The sequence below is a fragment of the Polynucleobacter sp. AP-Elch-400A-B2 genome, from assembly GCF_018688355.1.
In the GTDB taxonomy this organism is placed as follows: Bacteria; Pseudomonadota; Gammaproteobacteria; order Burkholderiales; family Burkholderiaceae; genus Polynucleobacter.
On sequence record NZ_CP061317.1, the window covers coordinates 696,464 to 711,293 of the forward strand.

At 45.9% G+C, this 14,830-nt stretch carries 15 protein-coding genes; 13 read left to right on the top strand and 2 right to left on the bottom strand.

What is annotated here, in order from left to right; translation table 11 throughout:
• Nucleotides 1-115 precede the first annotated feature (115 nt).
• The 13 genes from rimP (at nt 116) to arsB (ending at nt 14,045) form a co-directional block, all read left to right on the top strand.
• The gene (gene rimP / locus FD977_RS03600) at nt 116-607 is read left to right on the top strand and encodes a ribosome maturation factor RimP (RefSeq protein ID WP_215306409.1); all 492 of its coding nucleotides are present in this window, start codon (nt 116-118) and stop codon (nt 605-607) included.
• On the top strand, nt 604-2,085 hold the full coding sequence (gene nusA / locus FD977_RS03605) for a transcription termination factor NusA (protein ID WP_215306411.1): 1,482 nt from the start codon (nt 604-606) through the stop codon (nt 2,083-2,085). The genes rimP and nusA overlap by 4 nt, the downstream gene beginning before the upstream one ends.
• 13 nt (nt 2,086-2,098) lie before the next feature.
• Nucleotides 2,099-4,876 carry a translation initiation factor IF-2 gene (gene infB / locus FD977_RS03610; RefSeq protein ID WP_215306413.1) on the top strand — a complete coding sequence of 926 codons (2,778 nt, stop codon included), beginning with the start codon at nt 2,099-2,101 and terminating at the stop codon, nt 4,874-4,876.
• A 14-nt stretch (nt 4,877-4,890) separates the two neighbouring features.
• Nucleotides 4,891-5,259: a 30S ribosome-binding factor RbfA gene (gene rbfA, locus FD977_RS03615; RefSeq protein ID WP_015420788.1), complete on the top strand. Its 369-nt coding sequence runs from the start codon at nt 4,891-4,893 to the stop codon at nt 5,257-5,259.
• Nucleotides 5,260-5,265: 6 nt separating this feature from the next.
• Nucleotides 5,266-6,177, top strand: a complete 912-nt coding sequence (gene truB, locus FD977_RS03620) for a tRNA pseudouridine(55) synthase TruB (protein ID WP_215306415.1) — start codon at nt 5,266-5,268, stop codon at nt 6,175-6,177.
• A gap of 70 nt (nt 6,178-6,247) precedes the next feature.
• Complete coding sequence (typA, locus tag FD977_RS03625) at nt 6,248-8,065, top strand: translational GTPase TypA (protein WP_215306417.1); 1,818 nt, start codon at nt 6,248-6,250, stop codon at nt 8,063-8,065.
• Between the two features lie 114 nt (nt 8,066-8,179).
• Nucleotides 8,180-10,543 (top strand): Tex family protein, encoded by a 2,364-nt coding sequence (locus FD977_RS03630; RefSeq protein WP_215306419.1) that lies wholly within the window; start codon nt 8,180-8,182, stop codon nt 10,541-10,543.
• Between the two features lie 81 nt (nt 10,544-10,624).
• Complete coding sequence (locus FD977_RS03635) at nt 10,625-10,879, top strand: type II toxin-antitoxin system Phd/YefM family antitoxin (protein ID WP_215306421.1); 255 nt, start codon at nt 10,625-10,627, stop codon at nt 10,877-10,879.
• Entirely contained in the window at nt 10,879-11,295 is a 417-nt protein-coding gene (locus FD977_RS03640) for a type II toxin-antitoxin system VapC family toxin (protein WP_215306423.1), read from the top strand. Before FD977_RS03635 ends, FD977_RS03640 begins: the two co-directional genes overlap by 1 nt.
• 90 nt (nt 11,296-11,385) lie before the next feature.
• Entirely contained in the window at nt 11,386-12,144 is a 759-nt protein-coding gene (gene modA / locus FD977_RS03645) for a molybdate ABC transporter substrate-binding protein (protein ID WP_215306425.1), read from the top strand.
• A gap of 37 nt (nt 12,145-12,181) precedes the next feature.
• On the top strand, nt 12,182-12,511 hold the full coding sequence (locus tag FD977_RS03650; RefSeq protein ID WP_215306440.1) for a helix-turn-helix transcriptional regulator: 330 nt from the start codon (nt 12,182-12,184) through the stop codon (nt 12,509-12,511).
• Nucleotides 12,508-12,987, top strand: a complete 480-nt coding sequence (locus FD977_RS03655; protein WP_215306441.1) for an arsenate reductase ArsC — start codon at nt 12,508-12,510, stop codon at nt 12,985-12,987. The genes FD977_RS03650 and FD977_RS03655 overlap by 4 nt, the downstream gene beginning before the upstream one ends.
• Nucleotides 12,988-12,995: 8 nt before the next feature.
• Entirely contained in the window at nt 12,996-14,045 is a 1,050-nt protein-coding gene (gene arsB, locus FD977_RS03660; RefSeq protein ID WP_215306443.1) for an ACR3 family arsenite efflux transporter, read from the top strand.
• 34 nt (nt 14,046-14,079) lie between these two features.
• On the opposite strand, the gene FD977_RS03665 is transcribed toward arsB, so the two are convergent.
• A complete protein-coding gene (locus tag FD977_RS03665; RefSeq protein WP_215306445.1) occupies nt 14,080-14,316 on the bottom strand; it encodes a hypothetical protein in 237 nt (78 codons plus the stop codon).
• A gap of 71 nt (nt 14,317-14,387) precedes the next feature.
• Nucleotides 14,388-14,813 carry a universal stress protein gene (locus tag FD977_RS03670; protein ID WP_215306447.1) on the bottom strand — a complete coding sequence of 142 codons (426 nt, stop codon included), beginning with the start codon at nt 14,811-14,813 and terminating at the stop codon, nt 14,388-14,390.
• Nucleotides 14,814-14,830: the final 17 nt, after the last annotated feature.

Below are 14,830 nucleotides of genomic sequence, written 5' to 3' on the forward strand. Positions count from 1 at the left end.
TTTTAAGTGGTTACCGACTGATGTTGCGATCAACGTAAGTCGGCCTGTTCTGAATTTCGAGAATATGGGCTTTGAAGCCCATTTTTTTTTGCCGTTTTTGGATTGAAGGGTATTCGTGAAGGATCAGCGGATTATTTCTGCAGAAGTAGAAAACCTAGGGTACACGCTAGTCGACATCGAGCGTGAAGCCGGAGGTTTGCTGCGTGTCACGATTGAAAACCCAGATTACGAGCGCTTGATTAATGTCCAGGATTGCGAAAAGGTAAGTCATCAACTGAGCTACACCCTGCCAGTGGAAAACATTCCCTTTGAGCGTCTAGAGATCTCTTCTCCTGGCCTAGATCGCCCTGTGAAGTCAGCGGCTGATTACGAGCGCTTCTCCGGAATGGAAGTGGATTTGAAGTTGCGTGTCGCCGCTAGCGATCGCAAGAAGTTTCGTGGTGTGTTGCAAGGTTTGCTGAGTGGTGAATTGGATTCACCTGATGCGAAATTTGGTTTGTTGTTTGAAGGCGCCGATGGCGCTGAGTCTCAATTGGAGTTTTCTTTAGCCGAGGTCGATAAGACTCGGTTGGTCCCTGTTATTGATTTCAAAGGAAGAAAGTCATGAGCCGAGAAGTTCTCATGTTGGCAGACGCCTTAGCGCGTGAAAAGAACGTAGATCAAGCAATTGTGTTTGAGGCGCTAGAGATGGCGTTAGCATCAGCTACCAAGAAACGTTATCCGACAGAAGATGTGGATATTCGTGTAGCGATTGATCGCGAGTCTGGTGAATACGAAACCTTCCGTCGTTGGTTGGTTGTTCCTGATGAAGCTGGTCTCCAAGAGCCAGATAAAGAAATTCTGCATTTTGAAGCGCTTGAGCAATTTCCGGATATGGAAGTTGGCGAACACATCGAAGAGCAAATTGAATCTTTAGCCTTTGGTCGTATTGGCGCACAAGCTGCCAAGCAAGTGATCTTGCAACGCATTCGTGATGCTGAGCGTGAGCAGATTCTGAACGACTACCTTGAGCGTGGCGAAAAAGTCATGACCGGTACCGTGAAGCGTGCTGACAAAAATGGTTTGATTATTGAGTCTGGTCGCGTTGAAGCCCTGCTGCGTCGCGATCAAATGATTCCTAAAGAGAACCTCCGTTCTGGTGATCGTGTTCGTGCTTACATCTTGAAAGTAGATCGTGAAGCCCGTGGCCCACAGATTGAGCTCTCACGTACTTGCCCAGATTTCTTGATCAAGTTATTCGAGAACGAAGTTCCAGAAATGGAGCAAGGTTTATTAGAGATTAAGGGTGCAGCACGCGATCCTGGTATCCGCGCAAAAATTGCTGTGATTACTTACGACAAGCGTATTGACCCAATCGGTACTTGCGTTGGCGTTCGTGGCACACGAGTTACTGCAGTTCGTAATGAAGTGGCTGGCGAGGCGGTAGATATTGTGTTGTGGTCTGAAGATCCGGCGCAGTTTGTGATTGGTGCCTTAGCTCCAGCACAAGTATCTTCTATCGTGGTTGACGAAGAGCGTCACGCCATGGATGTGGTGGTTGATGAAGAGAACCTGGCAATTGCGATTGGCCGTAGTGGACAGAACGTTCGCTTGGCTAGTGAATTGACTGGTTGGCAGATCAACATCATGACTCCAGAAGAGTCTGCTGAGAAAACTGAAAAAGAAGCTGCTTCTGTACGTCAATTATTCATGGATAAATTGGACGTTGACCAAGAAGTGGCTGACATCTTGATCGAAGAAGGTTTCAACACATTGGAAGAAGTTGCTTATGTACCTCTTTCTGAAATGTTAGAAATCGATTCTTTTGACGAAGACACCGTAAACGAGTTGCGTACTCGTGCACGTGATTCTCTCTTGACCATGGAATTGGCCAAAGAAGAACGTGTTGGCGAAGTCTCACAAGATTTACGTTCCCTTGAGGGAATGACGACTGAATTGGTTGCAAAGCTTGCTGACAATCAAGTTCATACCCGTGACGACTTAGCTGAACTGGCTGTTGATGAGCTAGTTGAGGCGACACAAATTGACGAAGAAACCGCGAAAACGCTCATCATGAAAGCGCGCGAACATTGGTTTACTTCATGAGAGGAAGTAGTGCATGGCAACAACAGTAAAAGTACTCGCTAAAGAATTAAAACGTACCGCGCCAGACCTGCTGGAGCAATTGAAGGCGGCCGGTATTGAAAAAGGTTCTGAGGACGACAGCATTACCGAAAAGGATAAGACTGTCCTGCTTGAGCATTTGCAAAAAGAGCATGGCAGTGCAGATACAGGTAGTCGTAAAAAGATTACTTTAATCAAGCGCGAAAACTCCGAGATTCGTCAGGCAGACTCTGCTGGGCGTACTCGCACCGTTCAGGTTGAAGTTCGTAAAAAACGCGTGCTAGTTAAAGCGGGAGATAAAGCTCCTGAAGAGACTCCAGCTCCAGCGGCTAAGGAAGTTGCTCCTGCAAAATCTGCCAAGCCAATCCTTTCTGCTGAAGAGTTAGAAAAACGCGCGGCTGAAGCCACTCGTCAAGCTGAGTTATTAGCTCGTCAAGAAGCTGAAATGAAGGCGGCCGAAGAAGCTCGTCAAAAAGAGGCTGATGCTGCCGCGGCTGCAAGTGCAACTGAGTCAGTAGACGGAAAATCTGCTAAGTCAGATGGAGATGCTGCAACAGTTAAAGCTGCTGAAAAGAAAGCGAAGGCTGACAAGGCTGCTAAAGATATCGCTGATGCCAACAAGGCACAGTTAGCGGATATTACAAAACGTCGTGCCGCTGCTGAAGCTGAGGCTTTAGCAATTCGCGACATGATGAGCACACCTGCACGTGTTCTCAAGGCACCAAGTGAAATTGCTGCTGAAGAAGCCAAAAAAGGCACCCTACATAAGCCTGCCAAGGTTGAAGGTGCTGACGATAAGAAAAAAGCAGTTGCTAAGGTTGGTGGAAAGACTATTAAGTCTGCAGAGACTTCGTCTACTTGGCAAGAAGAGGGCGCCAAGAAACCGGGTGGTCTCAAGACTCGTGGCGATAGCTCTGGTGGTGTAGGTGGTTGGCGCTCAGGTGGTGGCAGAAGAAAGCAACGTCAAATTGCTGAAGCCAATACCGATACCAATTTCCAGGTACCTACTGAAGCGATTGTGCGTGATGTCAATGTTCCAGAAACCATTACTGTTGCTGAGTTAGCTCATGCCATGGCTGTGAAGAGTGCAGAAGTAATTAAGCTCTTGATGGGTATGGGTCAGATGGTCACGATCAACCAGATCTTGGATCAAGATACGGCAATGATCATCGTCGAGGAAATGGGCCACACAGCTCATGCTGCTAAGTTAGACGATCCTGATTTGGATTTAGGTATTGCTGGTCACGATGCAGAATTGTTACCGCGTCCACCAGTAGTCACGGTGATGGGTCACGTTGACCACGGTAAAACATCCTTGCTCGATAAGATTCGTGCGGCTAAGGTTGCTACTGGCGAAGCGGGTGGTATTACTCAGCACATTGGTGCCTATCACGTCGAAACTCCACGCGGCATGATTACCTTCCTTGATACTCCGGGTCACGAAGCCTTTACGGCTATGCGTGCTCGCGGTGCAAAAGCAACGGATATCGTGATCTTGGTAGTTGCTGCGGATGATGGCGTGATGCCACAAACCAGAGAAGCGATTCACCATGCTCAAGCAGCAGGTGTTCCAATTGTTGTGGCAATCAATAAGATTGATAAACCTGAGGCTAATTTAGAGCGTGTCAAAACTGAATTGGTGGCCGAGCAAGTAGTTCCCGAAGAATATGGTGGCGATGTGCCATTTATTGGCGTTTCTGCCAAGACTGGTGACGGTATCGATGCATTACTCGAGAACGTACTCTTGCAGGCAGAGGTTTTGGAACTCAAAGCAGCTAAAGAAGCTCCTGCACAAGGCCTTGTGATTGAGGCGCGTTTAGATAAAGGGCGTGGTCCAGTTGCTACTGTTCTTGTTCAGTCTGGAACACTGAAGCGTGGCGATATGTTGCTAGCCGGCTCAACTTACGGTCGTGTTCGTGCGATGTTGGATGAGAACGGTAAGCCATGTAATGAGGCTGGCCCATCTATCCCTGTAGAGATTCAAGGTTTATCCGAAGTCCCTGCAGCTGGTGAATCAGTGCAAGTAGTTCCTGACGAGCGTAAAGCACGTGAGATCGCACTCTTCCGTCAAGGTAAGTTCCGTGATGTGAAGTTGGCGAAACAGCAAGCATTCAAACTCGAAACCATGATGGAAAACATGGAAGAGGGTGCGATCGAAGCGAAGTTGTTACCACTGATTATTAAGGCGGACGTACAAGGCTCTCAAGAGGCATTGTCACAGTCATTGCAAAAGCTCTCTACTGCAGAGGTGAAGGTTCAAATCGTTCATGCAGCAGTGGGTGGCATTACTGAGACTGACGTGAACTTAGCGGTTGCTTCTAAGGCAGTGATTATTGGCTTTAACTCTCGTGCGGATGGTGCAGCGCGTAAGTTAGCTGAGAATAATGGTGTGGATATTCGTTATCACAACATTATTTATGACGCTGTTGATGAAGTGAAAGCGGCCTTAAGCGGTATGTTGACACCAGATAAGAAAGAAGAAATCACCGGTATGGTTGAGATTCGTCAAGTCTTCTTGGTATCTAAAGTTGGTGCGATTGCGGGTTGCTTGGTATTAGATGGTGTTGTCAAGCGTAACTCTAGCGTTCGCCTCTTGCGTGAAAACGTCGTGATCTGGAGTGGCGAGTTAGATTCTCTCAAGCGCTTTAAAGATGATGCTAAAGAAGTTCGTGCCGGTGTTGAGTGTGGCTTGTCACTAAAGGGCTACAACGACATCAAAGAGGGCGATCAACTAGAAGCATTTGAAGTGACTGAAGTCGCTAGAACACTCTAAGAAATACTGAGTTCATGCATAAAACTAGCCCTCATCGTAACCAGCGTCTCGCCGATCAAATTCAGCGAGACCTGGCCGAGCTGATTCCTCGTGAATTGCGTAGCCCGAGCCTAGGTTTAATTACTTTACAAAGTATTGAACTCACGCCTGATTTGGCGCACGCAAAAGTCTTCTTTACTGTTTTAGGCGCTGAGCCTGAAGTGGCATTGAAGGCGCTTCAGGATAAAGCGGGTTATTTACACTCATTATTGTTTAAGCGTTTGCATATTCATACTGTGCCAACCCTGCATTTCCACTACGACAGTTCTGTTGAGCACGGCATTGAGATGTCTCGCTTGATTGATCAGGCGGTCGATAGTGATCGCAAAGACGAGAACGCGTAAATAGCTATGTCTGTACGTATCGACGGCGTTGTCTTGCTTGATAAGCCTGCTGGCATGAGCTCGCAAGGTGCGGTCACAGCCGTGAAGCGGGCATTCAATGCAGAAAAGGCTGGGCATACTGGAACATTAGATCCAATGGCTACAGGCTTACTCCCCATTTGTTTGGGTGAGGCAACTAAGTACTCTCAGGATTTATTGGAAGCAGATAAGACTTATATCGCTCAGGTGAAATTTGGTCAGCGTACCGATACTGGTGATGCTGAAGGACTCATTATTGAAGAGTTGCCGCTTCCAGTATTCGCCGATGAAGTTGCCCTGAAGCTGGCGCTAGAGTCGTTATTACCAGCATTTACAGGACCTATTAGTCAGGTTCCACCTATGTATTCTGCGCTCAAGCGTGATGGTAAACCTTTGTATGAATACGCTCGTGCTGGTGTTGAGTTGGAGCGTGCCCCACGAAATATTACGATTCATGCCATCCGTTGGACCAATATCAATTGGCCTGAAGCTACTTTAGAAGTGAGCTGCAGCAAAGGTACTTACATCCGTGTCATGGCAGAAGATATTGGCAAAGCATTAGGTTGTGGTGCGCATTTAGTTGGCTTACGCCGTACTGAAGTTGGACACTTGAATTTAGAGCAGTCTTTTACGATTGAATCTATTCAGAAAGGCTTGCAAGATAGTTCAAGTTATATCTTGCCAGTCGATGCGCTCTTACAAACCTTGCCGCACCTCACTGTAGATGAGCAGCAAGCAAAACGTTTAGAGATGGGTCAAAGAGTCCCGCTCAACTTACCTTCGATAGAGGCGCTAGTGCGTATTTATCGTGCAACTGCTGCTCCACACAATTTCATCGGCACTGGAGATTGGCGCTCTGGGGTATTGCATCCGAAGCGTTTGATTTCTTCAGCCCATTAATATTTTTGACTTATTAACTGATTAACCTTAATTAACCCGAATTTCATATTCTTAACTTTAGAAGCTTCACATGACTAAACGCGCACTCCGTAATATCGCCATCATCGCCCACGTTGACCACGGTAAAACTACATTGGTTGACCAACTCTTGCGCCAATCTGGCACATTCCGCTCAAACGAAAAAATGACCGAACGCGTCATGGACTCAAACGACTTGGAAAAAGAGCGTGGCATTACTATTTTGTCCAAGAACTGTGCGGTGGAATATGACGGCACACACATTAACATCGTGGACACACCAGGACACGCCGACTTCGGTGGTGAAGTAGAGCGTGTGCTCTCCATGGTTGACGGTGTTTTGCTCCTGGTTGATGCGGTTGAAGGCCCAATGCCACAAACTCGCTTTGTAACCAAGAAAGCTTTAGCTCTTGGATTGAAGCCGATTGTGGTGATTAACAAGGTTGACCGTCCAGGTGCACGTTGTGACTACGTAATTAACGCCACTTTTGAATTGTTTGATAAGTTAGGCGCTACAGAAGAGCAGCTCGACTTCCCAATCATTTATGCATCAGGCCTGAACGGCTATGCAGGAACCACGGAAGATGTCCGTGAAGGTGATATGCGTCCATTGTTTGACGCTGTTCTGAAATACGTCCCTGTGCGTGATAACGATCCAGATGGTCCTTTGCAGTTCCAGATTTCTTCAATCGACTACAACAGCTATGTCGGCAAGATTGGTGTTGGCCGCATTAGCCGTGGACGTGTGAAGTCAGGCATGGAAGTAGTCTGTATGAACGGTCCTGATGGCGTGCCATTTAAAGGCCGTATCAACCAAGTATTGAAATTTAAAGGTTTAGAGCGTGAAATCGTTGAAGAAGCATTTGCTGGCGATATTGCTTTAATCAACGGTATTGAAGAGTTAGCGATTGGTACAACGGTTTGTGCAGTTGATAAACCAGACCCATTGCCAATGCTCAAGATTGATGAGCCCACTTTAACCATGAACTTCATGGTGAACACTAGCCCATTAGCTGGTCGTGAAGGCAAGTTTGTGACTAGCCGCCAGATTCGTGAGCGTCTTGATCGTGAGTTGAAGGCCAATATGGCTTTGCGCGTAAAAGAAACTGATGATGACACCGTATTTGAAGTATCCGGTCGTGGCGAGTTGCATCTCACCATCTTGGTGGAGACTATGCGTCGTGAAGGCTATGAGATGGCAGTTTCCCGTCCTCGCGTTGTCTTCCACGAAGAGAATGGCGTCAAGATGGAGCCGTACGAGAACTTAACGGTTGATGTAGAAGATGCTACTCAAGGTTCCGTAATGGAAGATTTGGGTAAGCGTAAGGGCGAGTTACAAGATATGGTGAGTGACGGAAAAGGTCGTACCCGTCTTGAGTACCGCATTCCTGCGCGTGGTTTGATTGGTTTCCAAGGTGATTTCATGACTATGACTCGCGGTAACGGTTTGATGAGTCACACGTTTGATTCTTATGCTCCAGCTAAAGATGGCATCTTGGGCGAGCGTCATAATGGTGTATTGATCAGTCAAGATGATGGCGAGGCAGTTGCTTACGCTATTTGGAAGCTCCAAGATCGTGGTCGTATGTTTGTAAAACACGGTGATCCTGTTTACGAAGGTATGGTGATTGGTATTCATAGTCGCGATAATGACTTAGTTGTGAACCCGATCAAAGGTAAGCAATTAACTAACGTACGTTCTTCAGGTACTGACGAAGCAGTTCGTTTGGTGACACCAATCGATTTGACTTTGGAATACGCGGTTGAATTCATTAGTGATGATGAGTTAGTTGAAGTAACACCGAAAAGCGTTCGAATCCGTAAGCGTTATTTGAAAGAGCATGACCGTAAGAAGGCTTCCCGCGAGTAATTGCTCAAAGGTACTTTCAGAAGTCATCTAGTTGCTAAATAAGAGTCACCTTTTGGTGGCTCTTGTTTTTCCTGTTTAGCAATATTCTTAAAATCTTAGTAAGTTAATCATTTTATGCTGCCATCCATCGAACAACGCCTTGCCCAAGAGTTATCCGCTAAACCGGCTCAAGTAGCTGCTGCCATTGCCTTAATGGATGAGGGCGCAACAGTGCCCTTTATTGCACGTTATCGCAAAGAAGCAACTGGAGGTCTAGACGATACGCAGTTGCGTTTACTAGAAGATCGTCTCGGTTATTTGCGGGAGCTGGAAGAGCGTCGCAAGGCGATTGTTACTTCGATTGAAGAGCAGGGCAAGATGACGCCAGAGCTCCTTAAATCCATCATGTTGGCTGAGGATAAAACGCGCCTAGAAGATCTCTATCTCCCTTATAAGCTCAAGCGTCGTACCAAAGCACAAATCGCCCTAGAGGCTGGATTAGAGCCGCTAGCAAATGACTTATTGGCCAATCCCATGCTAGATCCTGAGGTGGAAGCAGTCAAATATCTCAAAGCAGCATTTACATCGGATCAGGGTGATAACCCCGGTGTGGTGGACACCAAGGCCGCTCTTGAAGGTGCACGTCAGATTTTGATGGAGCGCTTTGCTGAAGATGCTGGACTGGTGCAGTCACTTAGAACGTATTTGCAGGAGCATGGCGTGGTGGAATCTAAAGTCATTGCTGGCAAAGAACAAGAGGGTGAGAAATTTTCAGATTACTTCGATTACTCAGAACCTATCTCGGCAATTCCATCGCATCGTGCCTTGGCATTATTTCGAGGTCGTCGTGAGCAAATGCTCATGGTCAACTTGCGTCTAGACACCGAAGAAGAAAAGCCCAAATGGGATGCACCTCATAATCCTTGCGAGTCCCGTATAGCCAATCAGTTCAAGATCAAAAACGATGGTCGCCCTGCCGATCAGTGGCTCGCAGAGACCGTGCGCTGGACTTGGCGTATCAAGTGCTCCATGCACTTGGAGTCTGAGCTGATGAGTGCTTTGCGTGAACGCTCTGAAGTTGAGGCGATTAATGTCTTCGCACGCAATCTGAAGGCTTTACTGTTGGCCGCACCTGCAGGACCAAAGGTCACCATTGGTCTTGATCCCGGCATGAGAACCGGCGTCAAAGTTGCCGTAGTAGATGCGACCGGCAAAGTGGTAGATACCGAGGTCATTTATCCCCACCAACCCAAGAATGACTGGGATGGTTCACTGCATACTCTTGCTAAATTAGCCGAGAAGCATAAAGCTAGCTTAATCTCGATTGGCAACGGTACAGCCTCACGTGAGACTGATAAATTAGCGCAAGATTTAATCAAAGCTAAACCCGAACTTAAGCTAACAAAGATTGTGGTCTCCGAAGCAGGGGCATCGGTTTACTCGGCCTCTGAGTACGCCTCAAAAGAATTACCTGGAATGGATGTATCTCTACGTGGAGCGGTATCGATTGCCAGAAGGTTACAAGATCCACTGGCCGAGCTAGTCAAGATTGATCCAAAGTCCATTGGTGTGGGCCAATATCAGCACGATGTGATGCAAACCCAGTTAGCCAAGTCATTAGTGGCAGTGGTGGAGGATTGTGTTAATGCGGTAGGTGTTGATGTAAACACGGCATCAGCACCATTATTGTCAAGAGTCTCAGGCTTAAGTAGTGCGGTTGCTGAAGGTATCGTGACTTATCGAGATAGCAATGGTGCCTTTGAGACGCGGGCAGATTTACGTAGCGTGCCACGCTTAGGCGATAAGACTTTTGAGCAAGCGGCCGGTTTCTTGCGCATCATGAATGGCAAAGATCCTTTAGATGCTTCTGCTGTCCACCCAGAATCCTATCCTTTGGTAGAGAAGATTCTGAAAGATATCAAGAAGGGCGTTAAGGAAGTGATTGGCGATGCAGCAATACTCAAAGGACTCAATCCAGAAAAATATGCCGATGAGAAGTTTGGTCTTCCTACAGTCACTGACATTATTAAAGAATTAGAAAAGCCCGGTCGCGATCCACGTCCGGAGTTCACAACGGCAACATTTAAAGATGGCATCGAAAAGATCAGTGACCTCAAAGCAGACATGATCTTAGAAGGCGTTGTCACCAACGTGGCAGCTTTTGGAGCCTTTGTTGATATTGGTGTTCATCAAGATGGCCTCGTCCATATCTCCGCATTGGCCAACACCTTTGTAAAAGACCCGCATACGGTAGTTAAAGCGGGACAAGTTGTGAAGGTCAAAGTGATTGAGGTGGATGAAAAGCGTAAGCGGATTGCATTAACAATGCGACTTTCTGATGAAGCGCCTAAAGTTTTGGTGGGATCAAAACCTGAGCAAAGGGCAAATAGACCTGGTACACCGAGAGCCCCAGAGACTAGAAGACCGCAAGAAGATAGAAGATCTGCGCCTCCAATGAATAATGCAATGGCTGATGCTTTACGTAAATTAAAGGGGTAAATCTCTCCCTCTAGGGGTGTTTGAGCTGCCGAGAATAATGTAGTAACATTGCTACATTAACTATCCCTTGTGGAGGCTTCAATGATCACCACTTTATCCAGCCGAGAATTTAACCAAGACACCGGTAAGGCAAAAAAAGCCTCTGAAACGGGCCCAGTGATTATTACCGATCGTGGCAAGCCCGCACATGTATTGATGACTTTTTCAGACTACCAGCGAGTCCTAGGAAAAAGAAAAAACATGTGTGATCTTTTAGGGATGAAAGGTGCAGGTGTAATTCAATTTGAGCCTGCGAAAGTGCAGGGCCTAATCAAGTCAATTGGAGATTCTTGGTAATGTATTTATTAGATACCAATGTTGTGTCTGAGTTGAGGAAATCAGCTGATGGTCGAATCAATAAAGGCGTTCAGTCCTGGGCTGAAGCAATCTTTCCAGAATTAATGTTCATCTCTGCAATCACAATATTAGAATTAGAAATCGGTGTTTTACAAATTGAGCGCCGCGATAAAAAACAGGGAGTTGTACTCAGGCGCTGGCTAAATCAGAATGTCTTGCCGGCGTTCTCCGAGAGAGTCTTGCCAGTTGATCTGGCTGTTGCTCAACGCTGCGCCAGCCTTCATGTGCCGAATCCTAAATCGGAGCGAGATGCCATGATTGCAGCTTCAGCTATTGAGAGTCGAATGACTATCGTTACCAGGAACGTATCAGATTTCAGTCAATCAGGTGTTAAGGTTTTTGATCCTTGGATTTAGTGAGCTCTGATGAAGATTCATGACGCTCCCTATGAGGATTACCTTATAGTGCAGTTGATATGCTTACGAGTTTAAATAGTTAAAAAACAAATGACCCCTATTAAACAGATTCTTTTAGCTTTGCTGGCTCTATATGTATCAGCCTCTTTAGCTCAAACTGCACCAACAGTAGCTGCAGCGTCAGACCTCAAGTTTGCCCTGGAAGAAATTGCTGCTAACTATAAGGTCGACAAGGGACAAGAGGTCAGATTGGTATTTGGTTCATCTGGCGTACTCTGGCAGCAAGTCAAAAACGGTGCGCCTTTTAGTTTGCTGATGTCTGCAGATGAGGCGTATATAGATGACTTATATAAAAATGGCTTAACGGTCGACAAGGGAAACCTTTACGCTATCGGCAGAATAGCCCTCTTGCAGAAAAAGGGTCACCCAATCAAACTCAGTACGGATAAAGATGGTTTGATTAGAGCAATTACAGAAGCCAAAAAAATCGCCATTGCTAACCCAGAGCATGCACCTTACGGTAGGGCCGCAAAAGAATACCTCATCAGCATGGGAGCTTGGGACCAAGCTAAGCCTAAGTTGGTGTTTGGGGAGAATATTTCTCAAGCAACCATGTTTGCCTTAACAGGCTCCGCAGATTTTGCAATTTCCGCTTTATCTTTAGCGACATCACCCCAAGTGCAATCCCAATCTACATCTGTATTGATACCAGATCAATCACATAAGCCCCTAATACAAAAGATGGCTTTGATAAAAAATAGTGCATCGAGCGCTATAGATTTTTATCAATACTTACAAGAGCCTAAGTCTCGGCAAATCATGAGCAGGTATTGCTTTATCGCTCCCTAGTCATCTATTTGTAATATAGTTCGATTATTATCGAACTATGAAAAATACCGAAGCTATTCTGGCATTCATCGCTCTAGGGCAAGAATCACGCTTAAACGTCTATCGCCTTATAGTTCAAAAGGGTGATCAAGGTTTATTGCCCTCGCAAATCCATGAAATGTTGGGTATTCCTAATGCGACTCTCAGCTTTCATTTAAAAGAGCTCTATCAAGCGAATCTAATTACTGTTGAGCGTCAAAGCCGCAATCTGATCTACAGACCAAACCCAGGAATAGTGGAAGATCTCAGCCAATTCCTGCTGGCAAACTGCTGCGGTGGTATGCCATGCAAAATCACAAAAACTGCGAAAAAGGTAAAAGCCCAATGAAACAGTACAACATCCTTTTCTTGTGCACTCACAACTCTGCTCGATCAGTATTGGGTGAGGCTTTAGCATCCACTCATCCAAGTGGTAAGTTGATAGGGTATTCGGCGGGATCTACCCCGGGTACAAGTGTTAATCCTATTGCCGCTGACATTGCAGAAGAATTGGGCATGGACCGCACTCTTTTGAGATCGAAGAGCTGGGATGAGTTTGGTCGTGAGGACTCCCCAAAGATGGATTTTATTATTACAGTTTGCGATAACGCCGCTGGCGAGGTTTGCCCATTTTGGCCGGGTCAGCCTGCGACAGCCCATTGGGGTTTCCCTGATCCGTCGCAGGTACAAGGAACAGACTTGGAAAAGAAGGCAGCCTTTAATGAGGTGAAGAATGGCCTGAAAAGACGTTTAGATATTTTGGCTGCCATGCCACTAGAAAAACTCGACTCTATGAGTCTTAAAGAGATTCACACATCAATCTAAATGTAAGCATGAATAGCATAACTAAAAAACTCTCCTTTCTGGATCGCTATTTGACGGTCTGGATCTTTGCAGCAATGGCTCTAGGTATTGCCTTGGGACACTTTATTCCGGACATAGAAAGATTTATTAACTTCTTTCAGGTCGGCACAACTAATCTCCCCATTGCTATTGGTTTGATATTGATGATGTACCCACCTTTTGCTAAGGTGCGTTACGAAGACTTACCTGACGTTTTTAAAGATAAGCGTATTTTTCTGATTTCGCTATTGATGAATTGGATTATTGCGCCAACTTTAATGTTCTTCTTGGCAATTACTTTTGTTCCAGATCAGCCAGAGTACATGGCTGGCCTGATACTGATTGGTATTGCACCTTGTGTTGCGATGGTGATTATTTGGAATGATCTAGCCAAAGGCTCTACTGAATATGCTGCTGGCCTAGTTGCATTTAATGCCATTTTTCAGGTACTGTTTTTTGGTGTCTACGCTTATTTGTTTCTTACTGTCTTGCCCCCGTATTTCGGACTCGTTGGATCAAATGTCAGCATAGGCATGGGCCAGATTGCGCAGAGCGTATTTATCTATTTAGGCATTCCTTGTATTGCTGGAATATTAACTAGGGTAGTGATGCTCAAGTTCATGACTAAAGCGCATTATCACGAGCATGTCGTGCCTCGCATTGGCAAACTCACCTTGATCGCCTTGCTCTTTACCATCATCGTGATGTTTAGTCTTAAAGGCGGAGTTATCTTGACGCTCCCGATGGATGTTCTCACTATTGCCATTCCATTGCTCATCTTCTTTCTGATCATGTTCTTGCTGACATTCTTTGTCACTGGCAAGATGGGGATCGACTATAAGCGTTGCTGCACACTCTCATTTACAGCTTCGAGTAATAACTTTGAGTTGGCTATTGCGGTAGCGATTGCAGTATTTGGAATTCATTCTGGAGCAGCCTTTGCGGCAGTCATAGGCCCCCTAGTAGAAGTACCCATCATGATTGGCTTGGTGACTGTAGCTTTATGGTTTAAGGAGCGCTATTTCTCAAGAAGCCCTTAAGTTGTAGGCTTCGCAGATCTAATCCTGCAAGCTTTTATGCTCTGTAAGGCCTCACCAGATTCTCTAAACCAAAGGCATCATTCGCATGCCGGAGTTGGTCAATTGACTCCCTGAGCGCTTTTACTTCTTTGCATTTGAGTTTTTGAAGTTTCTTGCGGTCCATTCCGTAGGTATCCATTAGATAGCGAATGCGAGACAGACATATTTGCAGGCGAATAAGCCAGTAGATGGCAAATATTCCTGGCGCGAATAAGAGCAGCAAAATACTCATTTCAGAATTCATAAAAAAGACCGTCACATAGACGGCCTATTGAAGTTAATCTGGTGATTAAACTTAAATACTTACTTGATCAATAAGACGGCTTGCTTGGCCGTATTGCTTACTCTCTGCGCAACAGAGCCCATTAGAGTATCAACAATACCACTGCGACCTTTTGACCCCATCACGATCAAATCAAACTTTTCTTTATTAGCAAGTGTAATGATTTCATTAGCAATATTGCCGCGCTTAATGACCATGCTGTGTTTTACGCCAGCCGTATCTAATACCTTCTGGGCTCCCTTGAGCTCTTTCTCGCTCACTTCGCGCAGGTAGTCATCAATGACACTATTCGCCACAAATTGCTTGACGTGACCAAGGCCAATATCGTCATGAACACTAATTAATGTCACTGTGCACTTGCTGCGTAAATCTTTTGCTAACTTCACGGCATACTTAGCCGCATTGAGAGAAGATTTGGAGCCATCAACTGGTAATAGTATTTTCATTTTTTATCAATTCATAT

Bases quoted from the DNA above. Each gene is read 5' to 3' on its own strand.
- nusA (WP_215306411.1), top strand. From the start codon at position 604: ATGAGCCGAGAAGTTCTCATGTTGGCAGACGCCTTAGCGCGTGAAAAG.
- infB (WP_215306413.1), top strand. From the start codon at position 2,099: ATGGCAACAACAGTAAAAGTACTCGCTAAAGAATTAAAACGTACCGCG.
- rbfA (WP_015420788.1), top strand. From the start codon at position 4,891: ATGCATAAAACTAGCCCTCATCGTAACCAGCGTCTCGCCGATCAAATT.
- truB (WP_215306415.1), top strand. From the start codon at position 5,266: ATGTCTGTACGTATCGACGGCGTTGTCTTGCTTGATAAGCCTGCTGGC.
- typA (WP_215306417.1), top strand. From the start codon at position 6,248: ATGACTAAACGCGCACTCCGTAATATCGCCATCATCGCCCACGTTGAC.
- FD977_RS03630 (WP_215306419.1), top strand. From the start codon at position 8,180: ATGCTGCCATCCATCGAACAACGCCTTGCCCAAGAGTTATCCGCTAAA.
- FD977_RS03635 (WP_215306421.1), top strand. From the start codon at position 10,625: ATGATCACCACTTTATCCAGCCGAGAATTTAACCAAGACACCGGTAAG.
- FD977_RS03640 (WP_215306423.1), top strand. From the start codon at position 10,879: ATGTATTTATTAGATACCAATGTTGTGTCTGAGTTGAGGAAATCAGCT.
- modA (WP_215306425.1), top strand. From the start codon at position 11,386: ATGACCCCTATTAAACAGATTCTTTTAGCTTTGCTGGCTCTATATGTA.
- FD977_RS03650 (WP_215306440.1), top strand. From the start codon at position 12,182: ATGAAAAATACCGAAGCTATTCTGGCATTCATCGCTCTAGGGCAAGAA.
- FD977_RS03655 (WP_215306441.1), top strand. From the start codon at position 12,508: ATGAAACAGTACAACATCCTTTTCTTGTGCACTCACAACTCTGCTCGA.
- arsB (WP_215306443.1), top strand. From the start codon at position 12,996: ATGAATAGCATAACTAAAAAACTCTCCTTTCTGGATCGCTATTTGACG.
- FD977_RS03665 (WP_215306445.1), bottom strand. From the start codon at position 14,316: ATGAGTATTTTGCTGCTCTTATTCGCGCCAGGAATATTTGCCATCTAC.
- FD977_RS03670 (WP_215306447.1), bottom strand. From the start codon at position 14,813: ATGAAAATACTATTACCAGTTGATGGCTCCAAATCTTCTCTCAATGCG.